The 23,508-nt window shown below is 71.7% G+C and carries 16 protein-coding genes; 9 read left to right on the forward strand and 7 right to left on the reverse strand.

From position 1 onward, the window contains the following. Positions 1–38 precede the first annotated feature (38 nt). From ABZS97_RS07670 to ABZS97_RS07685, 4 genes are read left to right on the forward strand one after another with little or no spacing between them, the layout of a single operon-like run. Positions 39–5,039, forward strand: a complete 5,001-nt coding sequence (locus tag ABZS97_RS07670) for a caspase family protein (protein ID WP_356134744.1) — start codon at positions 39–41, stop codon at positions 5,037–5,039. Continuing rightward, positions 5,032–5,409, forward strand: coding sequence for a hypothetical protein (locus tag ABZS97_RS07675; RefSeq protein ID WP_356134746.1), 378 nt, complete (start codon positions 5,032–5,034; stop codon positions 5,407–5,409). Before ABZS97_RS07670 ends, ABZS97_RS07675 begins: the two co-directional genes overlap by 8 nt. Beyond that, positions 5,406–6,017: a hypothetical protein gene (locus tag ABZS97_RS07680; RefSeq protein WP_356134748.1), complete on the forward strand. Its 612-nt coding sequence runs from the start codon at positions 5,406–5,408 to the stop codon at positions 6,015–6,017. Before ABZS97_RS07675 ends, ABZS97_RS07680 begins: the two co-directional genes overlap by 4 nt. A 16-nt stretch (positions 6,018–6,033) precedes the next feature. Next, a complete protein-coding gene (locus tag ABZS97_RS07685) occupies positions 6,034–11,100 on the forward strand; it encodes a caspase family protein (protein WP_356134750.1) in 5,067 nt (1,688 codons plus the stop codon). 36 nt (positions 11,101–11,136) lie between these two features. Here ABZS97_RS07685 and ABZS97_RS07690 read toward each other — a convergent pair whose 3' ends face one another. Next, positions 11,137–12,678, reverse strand: coding sequence for a HAMP domain-containing sensor histidine kinase (locus ABZS97_RS07690; protein ID WP_356134752.1), 1,542 nt, complete (start codon positions 12,676–12,678; stop codon positions 11,137–11,139). A 14-nt stretch (positions 12,679–12,692) separates the two neighbouring features. Further along, positions 12,693–13,445: a response regulator transcription factor gene (locus ABZS97_RS07695; RefSeq protein WP_356134754.1), complete on the reverse strand. Its 753-nt coding sequence runs from the start codon at positions 13,443–13,445 to the stop codon at positions 12,693–12,695. A 202-nt stretch (positions 13,446–13,647) separates the two neighbouring features. Between ABZS97_RS07695 and ABZS97_RS07700 the strand changes: the two genes are divergently transcribed. From ABZS97_RS07700 to ABZS97_RS07720, 5 genes are all read left to right on the forward strand, one after another. Further along, positions 13,648–15,021 (forward strand): ferredoxin reductase family protein, encoded by a 1,374-nt coding sequence (locus ABZS97_RS07700; RefSeq protein WP_356134756.1) that lies wholly within the window; start codon positions 13,648–13,650, stop codon positions 15,019–15,021. A 16-nt stretch (positions 15,022–15,037) separates the two neighbouring features. After that, complete coding sequence (locus ABZS97_RS07705; RefSeq protein ID WP_356134758.1) at positions 15,038–15,529, forward strand: FMN-binding protein; 492 nt, start codon at positions 15,038–15,040, stop codon at positions 15,527–15,529. Positions 15,530–15,654: 125 nt separating this feature from the next. Beyond that, on the forward strand, positions 15,655–16,992 hold the full coding sequence (locus ABZS97_RS07710) for a ferredoxin reductase family protein (protein ID WP_356134837.1): 1,338 nt from the start codon (positions 15,655–15,657) through the stop codon (positions 16,990–16,992). 19 nt (positions 16,993–17,011) lie between these two features. Next, positions 17,012–17,851, forward strand: coding sequence for an FMN-binding protein (locus ABZS97_RS07715; RefSeq protein WP_356134760.1), 840 nt, complete (start codon positions 17,012–17,014; stop codon positions 17,849–17,851). Positions 17,852–17,897: 46 nt separating this feature from the next. Beyond that, a complete protein-coding gene (locus ABZS97_RS07720; protein ID WP_356134839.1) occupies positions 17,898–18,635 on the forward strand; it encodes an FAD:protein FMN transferase in 738 nt (245 codons plus the stop codon). A gap of 12 nt (positions 18,636–18,647) precedes the next feature. Here ABZS97_RS07720 and ABZS97_RS07725 read toward each other — a convergent pair whose 3' ends face one another. Genes ABZS97_RS07725 through argC form a run of 5 tightly spaced genes read right to left on the reverse strand, consistent with a single transcriptional unit; the run spans position 18,648 to position 23,502 of the window. Further along, positions 18,648–19,184 carry an arginine repressor gene (locus ABZS97_RS07725; RefSeq protein ID WP_356134762.1) on the reverse strand — a complete coding sequence of 179 codons (537 nt, stop codon included), beginning with the start codon at positions 19,182–19,184 and terminating at the stop codon, positions 18,648–18,650. Positions 19,185–19,194: 10 nt separating this feature from the next. After that, positions 19,195–20,406 carry an acetylornithine transaminase gene (locus ABZS97_RS07730; RefSeq protein WP_356134764.1) on the reverse strand — a complete coding sequence of 404 codons (1,212 nt, stop codon included), beginning with the start codon at positions 20,404–20,406 and terminating at the stop codon, positions 19,195–19,197. Next, entirely contained in the window at positions 20,403–21,329 is a 927-nt protein-coding gene (argB, locus tag ABZS97_RS07735) for an acetylglutamate kinase (RefSeq protein WP_356134766.1), read from the reverse strand. The genes ABZS97_RS07730 and argB overlap by 4 nt, the downstream gene beginning before the upstream one ends. Further along, positions 21,326–22,477, reverse strand: a complete 1,152-nt coding sequence (argJ, locus tag ABZS97_RS07740; protein WP_356134768.1) for a bifunctional glutamate N-acetyltransferase/amino-acid acetyltransferase ArgJ — start codon at positions 22,475–22,477, stop codon at positions 21,326–21,328. The genes argB and argJ overlap by 4 nt, the downstream gene beginning before the upstream one ends. Then, on the reverse strand, positions 22,474–23,502 hold the full coding sequence (argC, locus tag ABZS97_RS07745) for an N-acetyl-gamma-glutamyl-phosphate reductase (RefSeq protein WP_356134770.1): 1,029 nt from the start codon (positions 23,500–23,502) through the stop codon (positions 22,474–22,476). Before argC ends, argJ begins: the two co-directional genes overlap by 4 nt. Positions 23,503–23,508: the final 6 nt, after the last annotated feature.

The raw sequence follows: 23,508 nt of genomic DNA on the forward strand, positions 1-23,508 counted from the left end.
CGCGATGCCATCATGTTTCCCTGCTGGTGGGAGGGGACATGGAACGGGCGCGCAAGGCCCTGCTGATCGGAGTCGGGCACGCACCCGCGACGGTGGGCCTGCTGGAACCGCTCGACGAGGTCGTCGAAGCGGATCTACGACTGATGAACACGGCGCTGGAAGCAGCCGGTTACGAGGTCGAGACGCTGCACGACGCCGGCCTCAGCCGGATCAAACCCAAGATCTACGAGGTGGCCCGCGACGTGCCGCCCGGCGGCACCCTCCTGCTGTACTTCACCGGACACGGCGTGCGGGTCGACGGCGTCGACCACCTCGTCCCCGCCGACGCCACCCCACCGAGGGACGGGGTGTGGCAGGAGCCGTACGTGGACTCCCTGTTACCCGCGCGCATCAGCCCCCTGCTCAAGGAGTGCCGGGCAGGCACGGTGCTCTGGCTCGTCGACGCCTGCCGCACGGTCATGGACGGCAAGGGAGTGGCCTTCGGCAACAGCATCGACAGCGGGCCTCCCGAAGGCGGCTTCGCCGTGCTGACGGGCTGTTCGGCCGGGGAGCAGTGCGGACACACCTCCGAGGGGAGCTTCTTCACCCGGGGGCTCGCCGACGCGCTGGGGCCGCTCGCCCCCGCCCGCACCGTGCACGAGGTGTTCACGGCGGCGCGAGCCCGGACGAAGGAGGCCGCCCGGCGGCACGGCCTCACCCAGACCGCCGGGATCCGCTACGGCACCAACGCCGAGGCGGAGACCAGGGAGAAGGAGATCTGCGGCGGCCGTCCGCTGCTGGAGGCCTGGCTGGAGGCGGCCCGTCAGACGCCGCTGTGGGAGCGGGTGAAGCCGGAGGACCAGGGCAGTGTTCCGGCCTTCCAGGACTCTCTCGCCGACTTCGTCGGGCAGTGCGCCCGTACCCTGCATCTCGCGCAGCAGCGCCTGCCGCATCCGGACCCCTGGGCCGACGACGCGTTCCCGGTACGGCTGCTGCGGGACCGGCTGCCCCTGCTGCTCCCCGAGGCGGCGACCCTGTCGGCGGTCGAGGTCGCGCTGCTCGTGGCGGCACCGTTCCTGCGCGAGGCCGCCTGGGCGGACCGGCTGAGCCAGGCCGCGGAGATCGACCCGTACGCAGGGGAGCGCCGCCCCGGCGCCGACGCCCACCGCAGGCACTACGAACAGATGGGCGACCAGCACGCGCGCGTGGCGCGGAAGGCGGCCCAGTGCCGGGCCCGTGACCGGGTGCAGGACGAGGCCGCCGTGACGATGTGGCTGGTGCACCGCTGGATCGCCGACCGGTTCGAGACGGACGACGAGGCGGTGCCGCCGGGTCCGGCCCAGGCTCTGGTCACCGCGCTGGGCGTGGCGCAGGACCGGGTGCACGAGTTGTCCGGCCTGCTGTGCGCACTGGCCTCCGGGATCGGCCTCGAAGACCTGCCGGGTGAACTGCCGGCCGCGTCCCGGGGCAAGGTGCTCCTGCCCGGCGGTCACCAGACCCTTCGGGTGCGCCCGCTCGCCGCGCTGCTCCGGCTCGCCGCCGCGCTGGCCGTGGACGTCCGGACCTTCCCCGAGGCGGTGGCCGAGCATCTGGCGGTCACCGACCCCGTCCTGCCCGAGCAGGTCATCGGCACGGCCCGCGACCTGGGCTGGGACCGGGACGGTGACGCCCTGCATCTGGACGCCCTCTGCCCCCACCAGGCCGTGCACGCGGCGCTCACCGAAGTGGTGGACCAGGCGGACCAACTCACCGCGCAGGTCATGGACCTGAGCGCCGAGCTGCCGGAATCGGAAGCCGCGCTGCTGACGGCCGTGCCCCGCCGTGTCACCGATCGGGGGCTTCGCCCGAGCCGGATCGGCAACCAGCCGTCGTACGAGGTCCCGTTGCTGCGCTTCCACCTCGCGCAGACCGAGGTGCGCGAGCTGCTCATGGGTGAGCAACTGTACGGCGGCGAACCCCAGTTGGCGCTGCGGGAGCTGTACCAGAACGCCATGGACGCCTGCCGCTACCGCGCGATGCGCTGGACCTTCCTGCACAGCAGCGGCGTACGGCCGGCCGACTGGACGGGCCGGATCACCTTCACACAGGGCGAGGACGAGCGCGGCCGGTACGTCGAGTGCCAGGACAACGGGGTGGGGATGAGCGCGGAGCAGCTCAAACACACCTTCACGCGCGCCGGCAGCCGGTTCGAGCGGTCGAAGTCGTTCCGCAAGGAGCAGTCGCGATGGCTGCGCCACGATCCGTCGCTGCGTCTGTATCCCAACAGCCGTTTCGGCATCGGGGTGTTCAGCTACTTCATGCTCGCCGACGAGATGACGATCGTGACCCGCCAGGTGAGCCCGGACGGCGTCCTGGCCGACCATGCGCTGCGCGTCGACATTCCGAGCAGCGGCAGCCTGTTTCGCATCCAGCGGCTCGGCGGGGCGCAGGACGGGCTCGCCGAGGGCGGGACGCGGGTGCGGCTGTATCTGCGGGACGGTGCCGGCGCGGCCGGGCTGTCCTGCGTGAAGGTGCTGCGCGAGCTGGTGCGGGTGAGCGAGTTCCGGCTGGAGGCGCGGGACGGGACGGGGTATGCGCACGACTGGGTGCCGGGCGCGCTGCAGTCACCTCCGGGGCCCGGGACGGGCTCCTCGTTGGAGGCGGTGCCCGGGGTGCTGTGGTGGGTGACCGGCGAGGGCGCGATCCTGTGCGACGGCATCGTGACGGACCAGGAGCCCTTCGGCTGTGTACTGAACCTGACCGGCCCGCATGCCGGAAAGCTGAGCGTCAGCCGCAAGGAGCTCCAGGAGTTCGACCAGCAGTGGGCGGACGAGACATGGCGGCAAGGAGCGAAAGCACTCGTCGACTGGCCCTCGTTGAGCCTGAACTGGCTGTGGGAACTGGATGCCCGCAACCTCTCCGTGGCCCAGGTACTCGACCAGGAGTGGCGCGGCAAGGGCGTCGAGGTGCGGGGGCGGAGCGGAAGGATGCCATCGCTCGACGTCGTCGGATGGTTCCATCTCGACCGTGACATGTACGACGACCAGCGACGCGGCAATCAGCGGCGCCTTTCCGCGGAGACACGCAGATTCCAGCCGTGGCGCACCGCAGCTCTGCAGATCCCCGCCGCGGCCGGCATGGCGGCCGCCCCGCTGAGCCTCTCGGGTCATCCTGTTCCCGCCCCCGGGGACGCGGACCTTGCGAACCGGGAGGTCCGCTCCTGGCACGAGGTGGTCTCCCATGCCGCCGGGCGGGGAATGACGGTCGCGGAGGTTCTGCTCCGCCTGCGGCGGCTGCGCATCGTGCACCCCGTCAATTCGCCTCCGCCCACGACGGGAGAGGACCTCGCCTGGGTCCCGGACGCGCTCGACGGTGAACTCGCGCAGGCACTGGAAGGCTGGGCCAAGACCCGTCGGTCGAGTGCCCGGGCGTTCGACGAGGGCGGTGTCGACGACTGCACCGCCCTGGTACTGGCATCGGCCCAACTGTCCATGCCCATGGGCCTCCTGGCTCGCCGCCTTGCCCGGTTCGCTCCCCTGCACTCCCTGACGGTTCCCGCTCCCCCCGAACACCACGAGAACTACGTCTGCACCGAGGACGACATCGCCGGCCTGTTCTCCGAGCCGTCCGACGCCCCCTCCAGAAGACAGCGTCGCGTGGACGGCGCCAGGCAGGTGCGTGAGATCTGCGGACGTACGGGGGAACCGCTGTCGGAGGTACTCCGCAGACTGTCCGATTTCAGCTGGCTCGGTTGGCGGGTGCCCTCTCCCGACGAGCTCTCCGCGTGGATGGAGCTCGACAGCGATGTCTTCGACGTCCTGGGCCTCTTCACGTGGGGCTTGCCCGATGGACGCCGATCCCTGTGCTGGGCGGCGACCATCAATTTCGCGGACATCGTGCAGGTCGATCTCGAAACCGCGGAGCGGGAGCTCGGCACGGTGGCCGCGCGTCTCGGCCTCGTCCATGAACCGCGCTACTCGAACGGTCTGCTGGACGGCCGCCACATCCCCTCCTACGACGCATCCCTTCTCCTGCGGCAACTGGCCGCCATCGGGGTGCGCTTGGAAGACGGCATCAATCTGGACTCGCTGGCCCTGGCGTCCCCGTCGTCCTCGGATTTCGATCTGGAGACAGCGCTGGAGGACCTGCGCGCGGCAGGAGTCCCGCTCCCCGACGGACTCGGCATCCTCACCTCCTGGAGAGAACTGCCGCTTCGAAGCCGTTCCGTGCTGTCGGGCAAGGACGTCTTCTTCGACGAGGAGGACTACGCGGCGGCCGGCATGACGTCTGCCGCTCTCCTCAACGCCGCTGCGGGTTTCAACGAACCCCTCCACGAGGTATGGCTTCTCGCCGCGCGCGAGGCCATCCGCTTCGGACTGGCCGTACCCCCTCTCCCGGAGACCGTCGCCGACTATCGGCCCCCGCAGCACGTGTGCTGGGCCCTCACCTCACGTCCCGATGACGCCTATGGAAATTCCGGCACGGCCATATGGCGTCGTCTGCCCCCTGAGGAACTGGTGAAGCACGCCCACCGGCAGCTCACCGACGCCCGGACGGCGTACGAGGAGTTCTGCCGACTGCGGGTCATCGGCGCCCTTGTCCCCGAGCTCCCGCAACATGCCGTGGACGCCTTGAGCGAGCACATACCGGACGGACACGATCTCATCGCCCTGTCGGCCGAATACCGGGTGTCCGACAGCGACACCCCTCCCACCCCTCTCGACCTGGTCAGCGTTGCGGGCCGGCTGGGCGAGCCGATCACCGACACCGTCCGGCGCATCACCCCCTACCTACCCTTCTGGTCCGGCGCCGCCGAGCTGCCGCCCGCGGCGGACACCATTCCGCTGTGGCAGGATCTCGCGCTGCTCAGCCGGCACTTCGACGGCCAACTGCCCGCCGTCTCAGGTCGGGTGACGCTCCATCACGTCAAGTGCGCGGCCGAATCCGTCGGCGAGAGCGAGGAATGGGTCAGGGAACGGCTCCGCCGCTACGCCGTCATGTTCGACCTGGACGTGGACGAGCCCGCGGTGGATGCCGAGGACGACGAACAGACCCGACACGAAAGCAAGAGCGATGACTGAACCTCCCCGCCCGGGTCACGACTTCACCGCGGTCTACGCCGAGGACGAACTGGGCCCGACCGCCCTGCCCTTCACCCGACGGGCGTCGGCCGACGGCCATGGCATCGTCGTCGAGGGCAACTGCCCGCGCTGTCACGGCAGGACGGCGACGGAGTACCACCACGGGCTGCCCGGAACGGGTACCAAGGGGCTGCTGACCTGGCTCACGGGTGCCGGACCCGAACCGGGCAACGACACGGCCGACCTCACCCGCGAGGTGCACTTCTGCGAATGCGGACACCCCCACCCCAACCTGCCGGCGGACGCCGCGTTCGTGGGCTGCGGTGCCAGTTGGCGGCTCACGGCGCTCAGCTCGGGCAACGCCACATGAGCGCGCAGTCGGACCGCCGCTGGGCCCAGCTCGCCCGAGAGCTGGAGTTCACCCAACTGCCCGAGCTGCGGCGGCAGGCGGAGGGCTGGCGGACGGGCCTCACCGGCCTGACGGCGCTCCTCGCGGTGCTCGTCACCCTCAAGGGGCGTGACGATCTGGCCGGGCTCCCGACGGCCGCCGGTGTGGCCGCGACGACACTGCTCGGCTCCGCGTTCCTGCTCTTCGTCATCGGCTCCGTCCTCGCGGTGCGTGCCGCGCACGGCCGCCCGGGCAGCCGGGTGCTCCTCGCGGGCCAGGCCCTGCGCCGCTGGACGGAGCAGGAGATCGTCCGGGTCACCCGCTCCCTGCGGTACGCCTCCGTGTGCTGTGTGGCGGGCGTGGCCCTGGCGGCCGTGGCGGTCGTCGTCGCCTGGGCGACCACCGAGACGCCCCCGGACCACCTGGTCCGGGTCACCACGACGACCGGGGAACGCTGCGGGGAGTTCGTCCGCTCCGGGCGCGGCGGCGTCGTCATCAGGACCGACGACGGAGACGGTCGCCGAATCGTCCTGCCCGCCCAGGCGGTGAGGTCGATGAAGCCCGTCTCCAGCTGTGACACGGCGAGTTGACCGGCACGGAGAAGGCATGACGGGAACAACCATGGGCTCAGGGACGGCAACAACCACCGGCGCGGGCCCAGGAGCAGGCACCGGACCGCGCATCGCGCTGCTGATCGGCGTGGCGAGCACACCGGATGCCGCACATCGCTTCGTCTCGCTCGAAGAGCCGGTCGCCGCGGACCAACGTCTGCTCGGCGCCTCCCTCCAGGCCGCCGGCTACGCGGTGGAGACGCTGTGCAACGCCACCCGCGCCGAGATCGCCACGCGGATCGACGAGGTCGCCCGCGAGGTCGTGGCGGACGGCACCCTGCTGCTGCACTTCTCCGGGCACGGGATCCGGATCGGCGACATCGACTACCTCGTGCCCTCCGACGCCCGCGCCCCGGGCGACGGCGACTGGCGGCCCTCGTACCGGGAATCCCTCCTGCCCGCCGACATCAGCCCCTACCTCGGCGAATGCCGTGCCGGGACGGTGCTGTGGCTGATCGACGCCTGCCGCGACCAGCCGTCCGGCGAGGAGGGCGTCTTCGGCAGCCGCATCCTCAGAGGGCAGCCGACGGGACGCTTCGCGCTGATGACGTCCTGCGGGGCCGGGCAGCGCTCCGGGTACACGGGAGAGGGCAGCTTCTTCACCCAGGGGCTGGCCGAGGCCTTCCGTCCCATGACGCAGGCCCGGACGGTGCAGGAGGTGTACGAGACGGCCCGGCAGCACACGCTGCGCTCGGCCCGGCAGCACCTCGGCGAGGTGCAGGAGGTGCAGGTCCGCTACGGCACGGAACTGGAGTCCGAGGCCCGCTCGGCCGTGGTCTGCGAGGGACGCAGGCTGCTGGAGGCCTGGCGGGAGGCGGTGTCGGAGACCACTTTGTGGGAGCGCGTCCCCGAGGAGGACTCCGCCTGTCTGCCGCGCTTGCGGGAATGCCTGACCGCGCTGGTCGAGGAGTGCGCGACCGTGGTGCACCATGCCCAGCGGCGCATGCCCGATCCATGGGCCGACGACGGCTTTCCCGTACGGGTCCTGCGTGACCGGCTGCCCGGCCTGATACCGAGGACGACGGCGCTCTCGGCGCTGGAAGCCACGGCCCTGGTCGCGGCGCCGTTCCTGTACGAGGCGGCACGGGCACGACGGCTGAGCCACGCGAAGGACGTCTCCCCGTACCACGTGTGGCACGAAGCGGACGGCGACACCTGGAGGCGCCACTACGAACAGGTCGCCGACCACCATCCGCACATCGCGAAGAAGCTCTCCGAGTGCTGGCTCAGCGCCCGCGTCGACGAAGCGCGCGGGGTGGCCCTGTGGCTGGTGCACCGCTGGATCACGGAGCGCTTCGAGACCGACGAGGAGGCCGTACCGCAGGCCGAGTCCCGGACTCTCGCCGCCGCTCTCCTGGACGCCCCCGAGGACCGCGGCTCCAGGACGGCCGAGCTGTCCCGGGTGCTGTGCGCCGTCGCCTCCGGCATCGCGCTCGGCGCGGCCCCCGAGGAGTCCTCCGCCGCGGACATCGCGTTCCCGGTGCCCGGCAGCGGCCGCCAGAGCGTGCGGTCGGCGGAGCTGGCCGCCCTGCTGCACCTGGCATCCGTACTGGCCCTCGACGCGCGCACGCTCCCCGACGTCCTGGCCGAACATCTCGCGGTCTCCGACCCTGTGCTCCCGCAGGATGCCGTGAACGCCGTGCACGACGCGGACTGGCACCCCGCCGACGACGAACTGCACCTGGACGCGGCATGCCGTCACCCCGCGGTGCACGCGGCCCTCGCCCAGGTCGTCGAGCAGGCCGACGAACTCGCCTGCGCGCTACGGGAGTCGGCGCGCAGGCTTGCGCCGCACCGCGCCGCCCTGCTGGCGGGCGCGCCCTCCCGGGTCACCGACCGCGACCTGCGCCCCGTCGAGGACCGGGGCCGCAGGACGTACGACGTGCCGCTGCTGCGGTTCCAACTGGCGCAGACGGAAGTGCGCGACCTGCTCATGGGCGAGCGCATCTACGACGGCGAGCCGGACCTCGCGCTGCGTGAGCTGTACCAGAACGCGATGGACGCCTGCCGGTACCGCGCGATGCGCCGCCGCCATGTCGAGGCCAGGGGCGGCAGGCCCGGTCCGTGGGCGGCGCACATCACCGTCGTCGAGGGCGAGGACGAGCGCGGCCGGTACGTCGAGTGCCGGGACAACGGCGTGGGCATGACCCTCGACCAGCTGAGGAACACCTTCACCAAGGCGGGCCGCCGCTTCGAGCAGTCCCGCGCCTTCCGGCAGGAGCAGGCGAACTGGCACCGCCAGGATCCGTCTCTGCGCCTGTACCCCAACAGCCGTTTCGGCATCGGGGTGTTCAGCTACTTCATGCTCGCGGACGAGATGGTGGTCATCACGCGGCCGGTGGGGACCGACGGGATCCCGGCGCGGAAGGCGCTGCGGGTCGAGATCCCCGGGAGCGCCAACCTGTTCCGGATCCGGGAACACGACGACACCGGGGACGGGCTCCTGGAGGGCGGCACGAGCATCCGGCTGTATCTGCGCGACTCGATCACCCTCTCCGGCGGCTTCTCACCCGTGGCGACGCTCCAACGGCTCGTCCTGGTCAGCGAGTTCGAGCTGGACGTCGAGGAGGCCTCGGGGAACCGGCACCACTGGGAACCGGGGGTGCTTCAGTACCCTTCCGGGGTGTCCGAGGGGGACGGGGCGGTGGAGGCCGTGCCGGGGATCCTCTGGTGGGTCGCCGACAAGGGCGCGATCCTGTGCGACGGCATCGGCACGGACCGGCAGCCGTTCGGCTACGTACTCAATCTGACCGGTGCGCAAGCGGGCAGGCTCAGCCTCAACCGCAAGAAGCTCCAGGCGTACGACACCGAATGGGAGCGCACGCAGTGGTCGCGCGGCGCGTCGGCACTGGCCGCGTGGCAGGGGCTCCATCTTGGGTGGCTCTGGCGCCTGGAGTCCGAGAATCTGGACGCGGCCCGCGCCGTCTGGGAGAAGTGGCGCGGTACGGGCGTGCTCGTCAGCAGGAAATCGTGGCGTCCGGCCGTGAATCTGGACAGCCTCGGCTGGTTCCACCACGACACGAACGCCGACAAGCCGACCCGCTCCGGCAGCATGCACCAGGAACGGGGTGAGCTGACGGAACCCTGGCGCAGAGCGGCGCTGAACTCCTTCACGCCCGGGTCGGGCCACTCCTCCATCGCCTCCCTCGCCGGGTACGCCGTCCCCGCCCCGGGGTGGGCGGGCATCTCCACGGGCTCGCCGCGATTCTGGGACAACGGCGTGACCGCCCCGAAGCGGCCCGACGACTGGCGTTCGGTGGTCGCGCTCGCCTACGACCAGAACACCACCGTCATCGACGTGCTCCGGGTGATGCGTGCCCTGCGCATCGCCCACCCCGCTCTCAGCCCGCCCCGCATCACGGAGGGGGACCTGGACTGGGCTCCCGACTACCACGACGTGCAGATCATGGAGGGGCTGCTCAGCCGTTCCCGCACCAAGAGGCGCTGGGAGTCCGAGGAACAGAACGACCACTGCCACGCATGGGACGACCTCGGCGGACTCGTGCGTGCCTCGGCCACCGCTCATCGAACACTGGGTCAGCTCGTCGAGGCGTGCGTCAAGTACGGCCCCTTCCTGCCGGGTCCGGTGCCGGCCGTGCCCGAGCACCACCGGGACCACGTCTGCGACGAGGCCGATCTCTCTCTGCTGTACGTCGATGACAACGGCTCCGGATGGCGTCCCACCCGCCGGCCGTGGGACGTCACCGGAGCAGCCGTGCGCCTCGGGATCCCCTGGGAGGAAGCCCTCCAGCGGCTCGCGCTTTTCGGCTGGCTCGGCTGGGCCGTCCCGGACGTGGAGTCCGTGCGGCGGTGGAGCCAGGTGCCGTGGGAGATCCTTTCGGTGCTGCGGGAGTACTGTCTGCCCGGCTCGAACGGCGGTTTCACGCTGCCCCGGGGCGCCACGTTCCAGCTCGCGGCGAACTGGGAGATCCCGCTGCGCAGGGCCGAGAAGGAACTGGCGCGCTGGGCGGGAGCGCTCGGCCTGGCGTACCACCGGCACCATCGCGAGAAGTCCGTCGCCGGCCGGGTCGAGCCCAGCTTGGAGACGGCGAACGTCGCGGGCGCCGCGCATGCCAACGGATTGCTGCTCGAGGACGGGCTCAGCCTCCGGGACCTGGCTTTCATCCGACCGGGGGTGGACAGAGAGGATCTTTCCTATGCGATGGAGGAGTTGAGACAGGCAGGCGTCGAGGTGCCCGCGGCCGACTCCCTGCTGCGTGCCTGGGACGACCTCCCCGTGCCCAGCCGGTACGCCTTCTCCGGGAGGGATCCCTCATGGGACGGGGCCGACTATCCGGTTCTGCCCACCGCGGACATCCTGTTCGCGTCGAGCGTCGAACTGCAGACCTCCTTGGCGACGATGTGGAAGACGGCCCGGCGGGAGGCCAGGAGGTTCGGTCTGTCCGTGCCCGACCTTCCCGCCGGACTACGGGAGTTCAGCCCCAAACGCCTGGAGAGCCAGGCCCTGATCGACTGGGGCGACCCCGATGAGTACGACGGCGAGTGGTTCGAGTCTCCCCGCTGGGCGCCCCTCACCGCCGAGCGGCTTGTCGACGCCGCGCGGGCTCAGCACCTGGGCGCCCGCGAGGCGTTCCAACGCCTGGCGCCGCTGCGCGAGTTGGGCGCCCTGATCCCGGAGCTGTCCCCCGCGCAGGTGGAGGGTCTGCCCGAGGAGGAGCCCGATGCCAAGGACGCCGTGGCTCTCGGCGCCGAGCACCGGGTCTCGCCGCCGAGCGAGCCCCTCTGTCCCCTGGATCTGGTGAGCCTGGCGGGCCGTCTGGGCGAACCGCTCGACCGCACCTGGCGACGGATCGTGCCCTACCTCCCCCTTCAGCCCGCACCCCGCTTCCCGTCGGACCCGGTGGCGGCCATCCCCGCCGTGCTGCCGCTCTGGCAGGACCTGATCGTGCTGTCCGTCCACGCGGACGGCGTACTGCCGGCGCTGCGCGGGCCGGTGACCGCGGAGCACCTCCGCTTCACCGCGCATGCCGTCGACGAGAGCGAGGACTGGGTGCGGGAGCGCCTCGGCCTGTATGCCGGGCTGTTCGAACTGGAGCTGTGACCGGAGCTGTGAGCGCCTGGTGCCCCCGCCGATCCGCTAGTCGGCCGCGCTGTCCGAGTCGGAGTCCGAGTCCGAGCCGTCTGCCGGCACCGCGCCCGGCAACCGCACCGTGAACGTCGTCGCACCCGGGCGGCTCTCCAGCGCCACGGTGCCGGCGTGCGCCTCCACCACCGCGGAGACGATGGAGAGGCCGAGACCGGCGCCGCCGCCTCCGCCCTCGGTGCGCCGCCGGTCCGCCCGGGTGAACCGTTCGAAGACGCCCGGCCGGACGTCCTCGGGGACGCCCGGGCCGTCGTCGTGCACTGCCAGGACGGCCGTGCGGGCATGTGTGCGGGCGTCGGTCTCCAAGGGGACGGTCTGTAGGGAGACGGTCACCTTGGTGCCAACAGGCGTGTGCAAACGCGCGTTGGCCAACAGGTTGGCCAACACCTGTTGGAGGCGGTGGCCGTCGCCGGTCACCGTCACGGGCTCCTCGGGGAGCTCCAGGGCCCAGCGGTGATCCGGGCCGGCCGCCCGGGCGTCGGTGACCGCGTCGAGGACCAGACGGGTGAGGTCGACGGGGAGCCGTTCCAGCGGGCGGCCCGCGTCGAGGCGGGCGAGCAGCAGCAGGTCGTCGACCATCTCGCCCATCCGGGCCGACTCGGCGGCGATGCGCTCCAGCGCCCGGGTCACCTTCGGCGGCACCGGGCCCGGGTGCAGCAGTGCCAGTTCCGCGTGGCCGCGGACCGAGGCGACCGGCGTACGCAGCTCATGGCTGGCGTCGGCGGCGAAGCTGCGCAGCCGCTCCTCGCTCGCGTGCCGTTTGGTCAGCGCGTCCTCGACATGGCCGAGCATCCGGTTGAAGGCGCCGGCGACCCGGCCCACCTCGCTGCGCGGGTCGGACTCGGGCGCACGCGGCGGCAGCGCCACCTCGCCGCTGGCGAGCGGGAGTTCGCTGACGCGGGTGGCGGTCGCGGCGACCCTGCTCAGCGGCCGCAGCGACCAGCGCACCCACAGCGCCCCGGCGACGCCGGTGACCGCGAGGGCCGCGCCGAAGACGCAGGCGGCGACGAGTTCCAGGCGGTGCACGGTGGCCTCGACCGGCTCCAGCGGAAGCCCGGTGACGAGGACGTCGCCGTCCTTGCCGGGAGTCGCCACCACGCGGTAGTCGTCGAGCGGCGACAGCTCGACCGAGTGCCCGCTGCCGTCGACCGGCACGGCGGCCAGCGTCCTGCTGTCGGCGGCGGTCAGGTCCACGGCCCGGTTGGCCGCGGCGGAGCCCGGGGGCACTACGGCGGCGTTGGTGGCCACGCCGTCGACCAGGCGGGCCCCGAACGTCCCGGTGGCCTGCTTGCGGGCGTCGCCGTGCTCTCCGTCGTGCTCGTCGCCGTCGTGGTCCGACGGTCTGGTGCCCGCATCCGGATGTTCCAGGCTCGCGGGGTAACGGCTGCCCGCCGCGGTGAGCTGCTGGTCGAGCCGGCCGGTGAGGAAGCCGTTGAGACCGACCACCGCGGCCACGCCCACGGCGGCGCAGCTGATCGCCAGCAGCACGACCAGCCCGGCGGTCAGCCGGGCGCGCAGCGTGTGCGGCCACGGCATTCGCGGACGCCTCCTCACCGGGCCGTCACCGGCTTGAGGACGTACCCGGCGCCGCGCACCGTGTGGATCATCGGCTCGCGGCCCGCGTCGACCTTCTTGCGCAGATACGAGATGTACAGCTCCACGACGTGGGCCTGGCCCCCGAAGTCGTAGGACCAGACGCGGTCGAGGATCTGCGCCTTGCTCAGCACCCGGCGCGGGTTGCGCATCAGGAACCGCAGCAGTTCGAACTCGGTCGGCGACAGCTCGATCAGGTCGCCGCCACGGGTCACCTCGCGGGCCTCCTCGTCCATGGCCAGGTCGCCGACGGTCAGCCGCGGGCCCTCGTCCTGCTGACGGGCCATGCCCGCGCGGCGCAGCAGTCCGCGCAGCCGGGCGACGACCTCCTCCAGGCTGAAGGGCTTGGTGACGTAGTCGTCGCCGCCCGCCGTGATGCCGGCGATGCGGTCCTCGACGGCGTCGCGGGCGGTGAGGAACAGGACGCACACCTCGGGCCGTACGGCGTGCAGGGAGCGCAGCACGGCGAAGCCGTCGGTGTCCGGGAGCATGACGTCGAGCACGACGGCGTCGGGCGCCAGCTCGCGCGCCTCGGCGAGGGCCGCGGCCCCGTCGCCCGCCGTGCGCACCTCCCAGCCCTCGTAGCGCAGGGCGCCGGAGAGGACCTCGGCGAGATCCGGGTCGTCGTCGACGACGAGGACGCGTACGGCGGTGCCGTCGGGCCGGGTGAGTGCGGGCCGGCCGGTGCCACGGGAGCGGGGAGTGTTCATGTCGTCATCCAGGATCGCCCCTGCCGGGAGGCGCGACGCCTCCTGCCACCTCTGAGTTTCCTCTGAGTCTCCCCGGCCCGCCCCTCTGACTTTCCTGTGAGTCGGCGTCGAGGAGCGCGTTTCAGAGCGTCCTCAGAAGTTGCCCGCGCACAGTTTCCTCCCGGACAGCCGGAAGGTTCCGGACAGCCGGAAGGACGGATACATGACGACGGTGTACGAGCGTCGGGCCGCGGTCCCGCGCCCCTCACGAGCCCGCAGGCGGCCACGGCCCTCTCCCGCCGCCCCCCTGCTGGCGCTGCTCTGGGCCGGGGCCGCCGCCGTCGTCGCCCTGTGGTGGTCCGACACGCGGTCGGTGGTGGGCACGGCGGGCCGGCTGACCGACGCAGGGCGGATCGCCGGGCTGCTGAGCGGCTACGGCTGCGCGGTCCTCGTCGCGCTGATGGCCCGCGTCCCCTTCCTGGAGCGGCGCATCGGCTCCGACCGGGTGGCCCGCTGGCACGCCATGGCGGGCCGCTACACGATCTGTCTGCTGGTCGCGCACGTCACCCTCATCCTGTTCGGGTACGCCGCCCAGGACGGGTCCGGCATCGTGCACGAGACCGTCAGCGTGGTCTTCGACTACCCGGACATGCTCAAGGCCACGATCGGTGGGCTCGTCCTCTTCGCCGTCGGGATCGTGTCGGCGGGCGCGGTGCGCCGCCGGGTCAGTCACGAGTTCTGGTACTACCTTCACCTGCTCACCTACGCGGCCGTGTTCCTCGCCTTCTTCCACCAGCTCACACTGGGCTCCGACTTCGTCGGCAACGCCTGGGCCCGGTCCGCCTGGTACGTGCTCTACCTGGGCACCGCCGCCCTCGTCGGATGGTTCAGGCTCCTCGCGCCCATCCGGCTCAACCTGCGCCACAGGCTGCGCGTCGAGTCCGTGCACCGCGAGGCGCCGGGGGTCTTCTCCGTCGTCGTACGCGGCGAGCGGCTGGACGAACTGGGCGCGCAGTCCGGGCAGTTCTTCCGCTGGCGGTTCCTCGCGGACGGGCTGCGGTGGACGTCGACGCCGTACTCGCTGTCGGCGCCGCCCCGGCCCGACCTGCTGCGGATCACCGTGAAGGCGCTCGGCGACCACAGCGCCGCCATCGGCCTGCTACGGCCCGGCACCCGGGTGTGGGCGGAGGGCCCGTACGGCGCCCTCACCGCCGAGCGGCGCACCGCACCCAAGGTGCTGCTGATCGCCGGCGGGGTCGGCATCACCCCGCTGCGCGCCCTGTTCGAGTCCCTCCCCGGCGGCCCGGGTGACGTGACGCTGCTCTACCGGGCGCGCACCGCCGAGGACCTCGCGCTCGGCGCCGAGCTGGAGGCGATAGCGAAGTGGCGCGGGGCGCAGGTCCTGTACGCGGTCAACGGCGCCGACGGCAGGCGCCCCCGGTTCACCGCCGAGTCGCTGCGGGCGGCCGTACCCGATGTCGCGGCGCACGACGTCTATCTGTGCGGGCCGCCCGCCCTCGCCCGCGACCTGTACGCGGCGCTGCACGCCGCCGGGGTCCCGGACCGCCGTATCCACCACGAGTCGTTCGAACTGTGAGAACTGTGAGGCCGCGTTGCACGCGCTGAAGAAGAACCGTCCGCTGCGCCGCATCACGATGGCGGCGGCGAGCACCGTCACCGGTGTCGTCCTGCTGCTGTCCCTGAAGCCGCACACGCCGCCGACCGTCACGAACGCGTCCTCGCCCTCCACCAGCCAGTCGCCGTCCCCCGAAAGCTCCTCCGGTTCGTCCGGTTCATCTGGTTCGTCCGGTGGATCGAAGAGCACCGGAACCAAGACCGCCACCGGGGAGACCGTGCAGACCCGTTGGGGTCCCGTGCAGGTGCGGGTAACGGTGCGGAACGGCAGGATCACGGACGTCACCGCGGTCACCTATCCGCAGGACAACCCGAAGGACCAGGAGATCAACAGCTACGCGATTCCGCAGCTCAGGCGGGAGGTGCTGGCCGCCCAGAGCGCCTCGATCGACTCGGTCTCCGGGGCGACGTACACCAGCGACGGGTACAAGCAGTCCCTCCAGTCCGCGCTGGACTCGGCGGGCCTCTGAACGGACAGCGGTCCTCGCACGTATCTCTGGGCCAAGGAGCCACTCCCCTCGCCCCCGTTCCCACGCAGGAACACGGAGGAACCGTGTCCACGATCGCCGGTGGTCGCGCCGCCCGGCGCCAGACCATGCGCCGCATCCGCCCTCGACGCTCGCCCGCCGTCCCGCTGCTGCTCGCCTTCTGGGCGGGCGCGGCGGGGGTGATCTGGCTGTGGTGGAGCAACACCCCGTCCATCGCGGACGACAACAGCAAGATCCTGAATGCGGGCCGGATCACCGGGCTGCTCGCCGGATACCTGATGGCGCTCGTGGTGCTCCAGATGGCCCGGGTGCCCGCCCTGGAACGTCGGGTGGGCTCCGACCGGGTGGCCCGCTGGCATGCCATGACCGGCCGCTACACGCTCTGTCTGGTCCTCGCCCACCTCGTCCTGACGATGTACGGCTACGCCCTGCAGGCCGGCAAGGACTTCGGCTCGATCGTCCAGCAGACCGTCGACTCCGTGCAGCAGCTGCCGGACATGGGCAAGGCCGCGATCGGCACCGGCCTGCTGCTGTTCATCGGGCTCATCTCGATCGGCGGGCTGCGGCGCAGGATCCCGTACGACCTCTGGTACCACGTGCACCTGCTGACGTACGCGGCCGTGTTCTTCACGTTCTGGCACCAGCTGTCCACCGGCAACGACTTCGCCGTCGAACCCACCGCGAAGACGGTCTGGTACGGGCTGTACGGGTCGGTGACCGCGCTGGTGGTCTGGTACCGCGTCCTCACGCCGATCCGGCTCAACCTGCGTCACCGCATGCGCGTCGAAGCGGTGGTCGAGGAGTCCCCCGGGGTCGTCTCGGTGCTGATCAGCGGGCGCAAGCTGCACCGCATGGGCGCGGAGGCCGGGCAGTTCTTCCGCTGGCGCTTCCTCGCGCCGGGCATGCGCTTCAGCTCCCACCCGTACTCGCTGTCGGCGGCGCCGCGCCCCCACATGCTGCGCATCACGGTGAAGGCGATCGGCGACCACAGTTCCGCCCTGCGCGACCTCGAACCCGGCACGCGGGTGTGGGCCGAGGGCCCGTACGGCGCGCTGACCGCGGGCAAGCGCAGCCGCGGCAAGGTGCTGCTGGTGGCCGGCGGCGTAGGGATCACCCCGATGCGGGCGCTGTTCGAGACGCTGCCCGCCGCCTCCGGCGACCTGACACTGCTCTACCGGGCCAACAGCACGCAGGATCTCGCCCTGTGGGACGAGCTGTCCTCCATCGCGGACGAGCGCGGGGCGCGGCTGATGTACGCCGTGAACAGCCCGGACGGCGAGCGTCCGGACATCTCGGCGGACAGTCTGCGCCGCAAGATGCCGGACATCGAGCGCCACGACGTCTTCCTGTGCGGGCCGCCCGGCTTCGCCCAGCAGGTGTACGAAGCACTGCGCGGCGCGGGGGTCCCCGCCCGCCGCATCCATCACGAGTCGTTCGAGATGTGAGCGACGGGAGTCGGGAGAGATGAAGAAGAGCCACCCCATTCGGCGTGCCGTACTCGCCGGTGCAGCCACCGTGTCCGGGATCGTCCTGCTGCTGTCGCTGAAGCCGGCGTCCGATCCGGCCGCCGCCTCGGCGCAGGGCGGGACCGCGGCGCAGCAGACGGCGGCCGCGCAGGAGTCGGCCCAGGGCGGCGCCGGGGCCCCGCAGGCCGGCACGGTCACCGGAAACGTGGCCCGGACCCAGTACGGCCCCGTGCAGGTGCGGCTGACCGTGAGCGGCGGGCGGATCACCAAGGCCGAGACGCTGCAGGCGCCCAGCGGCGGCCGCAGCACCACGGTCACCGCCGACGCCGTGCCGAAGCTCAACCAGGAGACGGTCGCCGCACAGAACGCGGACATCGACGCCGTGTCCGGGGCGACGTACACAAGCGCCGGCTACAAGCAGTCCCTCCAGTCGGCCGTGGACAAGGCGAAGGCGGCCGGAAGCCGGCAGACCGCTCCGTCGAGTCCCGCGTCCCCGTCGGCCCCGGCAGCCCAGCCGTCCTCGCCGGCCGGTGGTGCGGCGTCGTCGGCGCCGCCCGCCGCGCAGGCCCGTACGGTGACCGGGAACGTCGCGCAGACCCAGTACGGGCCCGTCCAGGTCCGCATCACCGTGAGCGGCGGCAAGATCACCAAGGCGGACGCGGTGCAGGCGCCCAGCGGCGGCCGCAGCACCCAGGTCACCTCGGACTCGGTGCCCAAGCTCAACCAGGAGGCGGTGGCGGCCGGAAGCGCCGACATCGACGCCGTGTCCGGCGCCACGTACACCAGCGGCGGATACAAGCAGTCCCTGCAGTCGGCCCTGGACAAGGCCGGTGGCTGAGTCCGCCGAGGTACCCCTGCCCGCGCTGCGTCACGCGGAGGAGGTGATGGGCACCGTCTTCTCCTTCGACGTGCGCGGCGGCGAACCCGAGGCCGTGCAGGCCGCGTTGGAGGAGGCGATCGCTCAACTCCACCGGGTGGACGAGCTGTTCAGCACCTACCGCGACGACAGCGAGGTCTCCCGGCTGGCCCGCGGCGAACTCACCGTCGCCGACTGCGATCCCGATGTCGCCGAGGTGCTCGGTCTGTGCGCGGAGGCCGAGCGGGTCAGCGACGGCTGGTTCAGCACGACGTACGAGGGACGGCTCGACCCGACGGGCCTCGTGAAGGGCTGGGCGACCGAGCGCGCCGCCCTCCACCTCACCGCCGCCGGAGCGAGTGGCGTGAGCGTGAACGGGGGCGGCGACGTCCAGTTGTGCGGCACACCCGGCACGCACCGCCCGTGGCGGGTCGGCGTCTCGGACCCGCTGCGCCCGGGCGGTTTGGCGGCGGTGGTCTCCGCGGCCGGTGTCGACGAGCTGGCGGTGGCCACCTCCGGCACCGCCGAGCGCGGCGCCCACATCGTCGACCCGCGCACCGGCCGCTCCGCGGTCACCGACCTGGTCGCCGTGACGGTGGTGGGGCCCCGGCTGACCTGGGTGGACGCGTGGGCGACGGCGGCTTTCGCGATGGGGTCGCGGGAGGCGCTCTGCTGGCTGGAGTCGCTCCCGGACATCGAGGCGCTGCTGATCACGGCGGGCGACGAGGTCCGGTGCACCGGAGGTCTCGCCGCCCGACTGGGATGACTCGCAAAGACCTCAGTGGTGGTTCTGGGCCAACCGCAGCAGGTGGTCGGCGAGCGCCTGACCACCGGTCGCCTCGCGGCTGATCAGCAGCAGCGTGTCGTCCCCGGCGATCGTGCCGAGGATGTCGTGCAGTTCCGCCTGGTCGATGGCGGAGGCAAGGAACTGCGCGGCCCCCGGCGGGGTACGCAGGACCACGAGGTTGGCGGACGCCTCCGCGGAGATCAGCAACTCCGACGAGAGCCTCCGCATCCGCTCCTCCTTCGCCGACTCGCCCAGCGGCGCGCGCGGGGTGCGGAAGCCGCCCTCGCTCGGTACCGCGTAGATGAGGTCGCCGTCGTTGTTGCGGATCTTCACCGCGTTCAGCTCGTCCAGGTCCCGGGAGAGCGTCGCCTGTGTGACGGTCAGCCCGTCGTCGGCGAGAAGCTTCGCCAACTGGCTCTGGGAGCGCACCGGTTGCCGGTTGAGGATGTCCACGATCCGGCGGTGGCGTGCGGTGCGGGTCTGCGGCACGGCAGGCCCTGCGTGCTCGTGATCCTGCGCCTGACTCATCGTCGTCGTCTCATTCTTTGGCTCGTCCGTCCCCGTTGGCTACCGCGTCGAGTACGCCGGGCAGCGCCTGGAGGAACGCGTCCACTTCGTCGTCGCCGAGGTTCAGCGGAGGCATCAGCCGTACGACATCGGGGGCGGGCGCGTTCACCAGGAGGCCGGCGTCCTGAGCCGCCTGCTGCGCCTGGGGCGCGAGCGGCTCGGTGAGCACGATACCCAGCAGCAGGCCCGCGCCACGGACATGGTCGATCAACGGGTGCCCGAGTGACTCGATTCCATTGCGCAGTTTCTCGCTCGCGCTCTTCACGTTGTCGAGCAGGCCCTCGGCCTGGATCGTGTCGAGCACGGCGAGTCCCGCGGCGCACACGACGGGGTTGCCGCCGAAGGTGGTGCCGTGGTGGCCGGGCTTGAGCAGTTCGGCGGCCCGGCCGAAGGCGACGGTCGCACCGAGGGGCAGTCCGCCGCCGAGGCCCTTCGCAAGCGTGACGATGTCCGGCAGGACACCCTCGTGCGCCTGGTACTCGAACCAGTGTCCGGTACGGCCGATCCCGGTCTGCACCTCGTCGAGGACGAGCAGCGCGCCGGTGGCGGCGGTGATCGCGCGGGCCGCCTTCAGATAGCCGGGCGGCGGCACGACCACGCCGTTCTCGCCCTGGACGGGCTCGATGATCACCAGGGCGGTGTCCTCGGTGACCGCTTCGGCCAGTGCCTGCGCGTCGCCGTAGGGAACGTGCGTGACGTCACCGGGCAGCGGCAGGAAGGGATCCCGCTTGCCGGGCTGGCCGGTGAGCGCGAGGGCGCCCATCGTGCGGCCGTGGAAGCCGCCCGTGGTGGCCACCATGTGCGACCGTCCGGTCAGCCGGCCGATCTTGAACGCGCCCTCGTTGGCCTCGGCCCCCGAGTTGCAGAAGTACACGCGGCCGTCACGGCCGAAGAGCTGGAGCAGCCGTTCGGCGAGCGCGACGGGCGGCTCGGCGACGAAGAGGTTGGAGACATGGCCGAGGGAGCCGATCTGCCGGCTGACGGCCTCGACGATCGCGGGGTGCGCGTGGCCGAGGGCGTTGACCGCGATACCGCCGACGAAGTCGAGGTACTCCTTGCCGTCGGCGTCCCACAGCCTGGTTCCCGCGCCGCGGACGAGCGGCAGCCGGGGGGTGCCGTAGTTGTCCATGAGCGAGCCCTGCCACCGCTCGGTGAGCTCTGCGTTTGTCGCGGTGCCGGTCATGCGTCGTCCCCCGCTTCCTCGTCGTCCGGCACGACCATCGTGCCGATCCCCTCGTCGGTGAAGATCTCCAGCAGGATCGAGTGCTGGACCCGGCCGTCGATGACACGGGCGGTGTTGACGCCGTTGCGCACGGCGTGCAGACAGCCCTCCATCTTCGGCACCATGCCGCTGGCCAGCTCGGGCAGCAGCTTCTCCAACTGGCCGGCGGTGAGGCGGCTGATCACCTCGTCGCTGTTCGGCCAGTCCTCGTAAAGACCCTCGACGTCCGTGAGGACCATGAGGGTTTCGGCGCCAAGAGCAGCAGCGAGTGCCGCAGCCGCCGTATCAGCATTGACGTTGTAGACATGGTGGTCGTCCTGGGAGCGGGCGATCGAGGAGACGACCGGGATACGGCCGTCGGCGAGCAGCGCCTCGATGGCACCGGTGTCGATGGCGGTGATCTCGCCGACCCGGCCGATGTCGACCAGTTCGCCGTCGATCTCGGGCTGGTGCTTGGTGGCGGTGATGGTGTGCGCGTCCTCGCCGGTGAGGCCGACGGCGAGCGGCCCGTGCTGGTTGAGCAGCCCGACCAGCTCGCGCTGCACCTGTCCGGCCAGCACCATGCGTACGACGTCCATGGCGTCCTCGGTGGTGACCCGGAGCCCCGCCTTGAACTCACTGACGATGCCGTGCCGGTCCAGGGCGGCGCTGATCTGCGGGCCTCCGCCGTGCACGACGACGGGCTTGAGGCCGGCGTGGTGCAGGAACACGATGTCCTGCGCGAAGGCCGCCTTCAGCTCCTCGTCGATCATCGCGTTGCCGCCGAATTTCACGACGACCGTCTTGCCGTTGTGCCGGGTCAGCCAGGGCAGCGCCTCGATGAGGATCTGCGCCTTGGGCAGCGCGGTGTGTCTGCGGGTGCCTCCGTGGCTCGGATTGCTCATGAGGAGTACGCGCTGTTCTCGTGGACGTAGTCGGCGGTGAGGTCGTTGGTCCAGATCGTGGCCGTCTCGTCGCCCGCGGCGAGGTCGGCGACGATGTGCACCTCGCGGTAGCGCATGTCGACGACGTCGCGGTCCTCGCCCACGCCGCCGTTCTTGCAGACCCACACGCCGTTGATGGCGACGTTCAGCCGGTCGGGCTCGAAGGCCGCGGACGTCGTACCGATCGCGCTCAACACCCGTCCCCAGTTGGGGTCTTCGCCGTGGATGGCGCACTTGAGGAGGTTGTTGCGGGCGATGGAGCGGCCCACCTCGACGGCGTCGTCCTCGGTCGCGGCGTTGATCACCTCGACCTTGATGTCCTTGCTCGCGCCCTCGGCGTCCCGGATGAGCTGCTGGCCGAGGTCGTCGCAGACGGCACGCACGGCCTCGGCGAACTCCGCGAATTCCGGGGTCACTTCGGAGGCTCCGGAGGCGAGCAGCAGCACGGTGTCGTTGGTGGACATGCAGCCGTCGGAGTCGACGCGGTCGAAGGTGGTCTTCGTGGCCGCCCGCAGCGCCTTGTCCAGCGTCTCGCTGTCCAGGTCGGCGTCCGTGGTGAGCACGACGAGCATGGTGGCCAGACCCGGGGCGAGCATGCCCGCGCCCTTGGCCATCCCGCCGACGGTCCAGCCGTTGCCGGTGGCCACGGCGGTCTTGTGGACGGTGTCGGTGGTCTTGATGGCGATGGCGGCCTTCTCGCCGCCGTGCTCGGAGAGCTGGGCAGCGGCCTGCTCGACTCCGGGAAGCAGCTTGTCCATGGGCAGGAGTACGCCGATGAGGCCCGTGGAGGCCACGGCGACCTCGCCGGCGCCCACGCCGAGGACGTCGGCGACCTTCTCCGCGGTGGCGTGCGTGTCCTGGAAGCCCTTGGGGCCCGTACAGGCGTTGGCGCCACCGGAGTTGAGGACGACCGCCGTCAACTCCCCGCTCTTCAGCACCTGCTCCGACCACAGCACCGGCGCGGCCTTCACACGGTTGGAGGTGAAGACGCCCGCGGCGGCGCGGCGGGGCCCGGCGTTGACCACGAGGGCCAGGTCCGGGTTGCCGTTCTCCTTGATCCCGGCGGCGATGCCCGCAGCCCGGAACCCCTGTGCTGCCGTGACGCTCACGGTGCGACTCCGATCGTGGAAAGACCCAGCTCCTCGGGGAGCCCGAGGGCGATGTTCATGCTCTGGACGGCACCGCCGGCGGTGCCCTTGGTCAGGTTGTCGATGGCGCTGATCGCGATGATGCGGTGCGCGGCTTCGTCGTAGGCGACCTGCACCTGAACGGCGTTGGAACCGTAGACGGACGCGGTCGCGGGCCACTGCCCCTCGGGCAGCAGATGGACGAACGGCTCGTCGGCGAAGGCCTTCTCGTACGCGGCCCGGACCGACTCGGCGGTGACTCCGTCCCGCGCCTTGGCACTGCAGGTGGCGAGGATGCCGCGGGGCATCGGCGCGAGGGTCGGCGTGAAGGAGACGGAGACGGGCTCGCCGGCGGCCGCGCCGAGGTTCTGGATGATCTCGGGGGTGTGCCGGTGACCGCCGCCGACGCCGTACGGCGTCATGGAGCCCATGACCTCGCTGCCCAGCAGGTGCGCCTTGGGCGCCTTGCCCGCGCCGGAGGTGCCGGAAGCGGCGACGATCACGGCCTCGGGCTCGGCGAGCCCCGCCGCGTACGCCGGGAACAGCGCGAGGGAGGCGGCCGTGGGATAGCAACCGGGCACCGCGATGCGCTTGGACCCCTCCAGCGCGGCGCGGACGCCCGGCAGTTCGGGGAGGCCGTACGGCCAGGTCCCGGCGTGCGCGGAACCGTAGAACCGCTCCCAGTCGGCCGGGTCCTTCAGCCGGAAGTCGGCGCCCATGTCGACGACGAGGACGTCGGGACCGAGCTGCTCGGCGACGGCGGCGGACTGCCCGTGGGGCAGCGCGAGGAACACGATCTCGTGACCGGCGAGCACGTCGGTCGTGGTCTCCTGGAGCACGCGGTCGGCCAGCGGCAGCAGGTGCGGCTGCAGAGCGCCCAGGCGCTGGCCCGCGTTGGAGTTGCCGGTCAGGGCGCCGATCTCGACCTCGGGGTGTGCCAGGAGCAGACGCAGCAGTTCCCCGCCCGCGTACCCACTCGCTCCCGCCACTGCTGCGCGTACCGCCATGGAACC

It is taken from the genome of Streptomyces sp. NPDC005485, from assembly GCF_040606085.1.
Classification (GTDB): Bacteria; Actinomycetota; Actinomycetes; order Streptomycetales; family Streptomycetaceae; genus Streptomyces.

What these genes read in the sequence shown, in the direction of transcription:
- ABZS97_RS07670 (WP_356134744.1), top strand. Translation starts at nt 39, where the DNA reads ATGGAACGGGCGCGCAAGGCCCTGCTGATCGGAGTCGGGCACGCACCC.
- ABZS97_RS07675 (WP_356134746.1), top strand. Translation starts at nt 5,032, where the DNA reads ATGACTGAACCTCCCCGCCCGGGTCACGACTTCACCGCGGTCTACGCC.
- ABZS97_RS07680 (WP_356134748.1), top strand. Translation starts at nt 5,406, where the DNA reads ATGAGCGCGCAGTCGGACCGCCGCTGGGCCCAGCTCGCCCGAGAGCTG.
- ABZS97_RS07685 (WP_356134750.1), top strand. Translation starts at nt 6,034, where the DNA reads ATGACGGGAACAACCATGGGCTCAGGGACGGCAACAACCACCGGCGCG.
- ABZS97_RS07690 (WP_356134752.1), bottom strand. Translation starts at nt 12,678, where the DNA reads ATGCCGTGGCCGCACACGCTGCGCGCCCGGCTGACCGCCGGGCTGGTC.
- ABZS97_RS07695 (WP_356134754.1), bottom strand. Translation starts at nt 13,445, where the DNA reads ATGAACACTCCCCGCTCCCGTGGCACCGGCCGGCCCGCACTCACCCGG.
- ABZS97_RS07700 (WP_356134756.1), top strand. Translation starts at nt 13,648, where the DNA reads ATGACGACGGTGTACGAGCGTCGGGCCGCGGTCCCGCGCCCCTCACGA.
- ABZS97_RS07710 (WP_356134837.1), top strand. Translation starts at nt 15,655, where the DNA reads ATGCGCCGCATCCGCCCTCGACGCTCGCCCGCCGTCCCGCTGCTGCTC.
- ABZS97_RS07715 (WP_356134760.1), top strand. Translation starts at nt 17,012, where the DNA reads ATGAAGAAGAGCCACCCCATTCGGCGTGCCGTACTCGCCGGTGCAGCC.
- ABZS97_RS07720 (WP_356134839.1), top strand. Translation starts at nt 17,898, where the DNA reads ATGGGCACCGTCTTCTCCTTCGACGTGCGCGGCGGCGAACCCGAGGCC.
- ABZS97_RS07725 (WP_356134762.1), bottom strand. Translation starts at nt 19,184, where the DNA reads ATGAGTCAGGCGCAGGATCACGAGCACGCAGGGCCTGCCGTGCCGCAG.
- ABZS97_RS07730 (WP_356134764.1), bottom strand. Translation starts at nt 20,406, where the DNA reads ATGACCGGCACCGCGACAAACGCAGAGCTCACCGAGCGGTGGCAGGGC.
- argB (WP_356134766.1), bottom strand. Translation starts at nt 21,329, where the DNA reads ATGAGCAATCCGAGCCACGGAGGCACCCGCAGACACACCGCGCTGCCC.
- argC (WP_356134770.1), bottom strand. Translation starts at nt 23,502, where the DNA reads ATGGCGGTACGCGCAGCAGTGGCGGGAGCGAGTGGGTACGCGGGCGGG.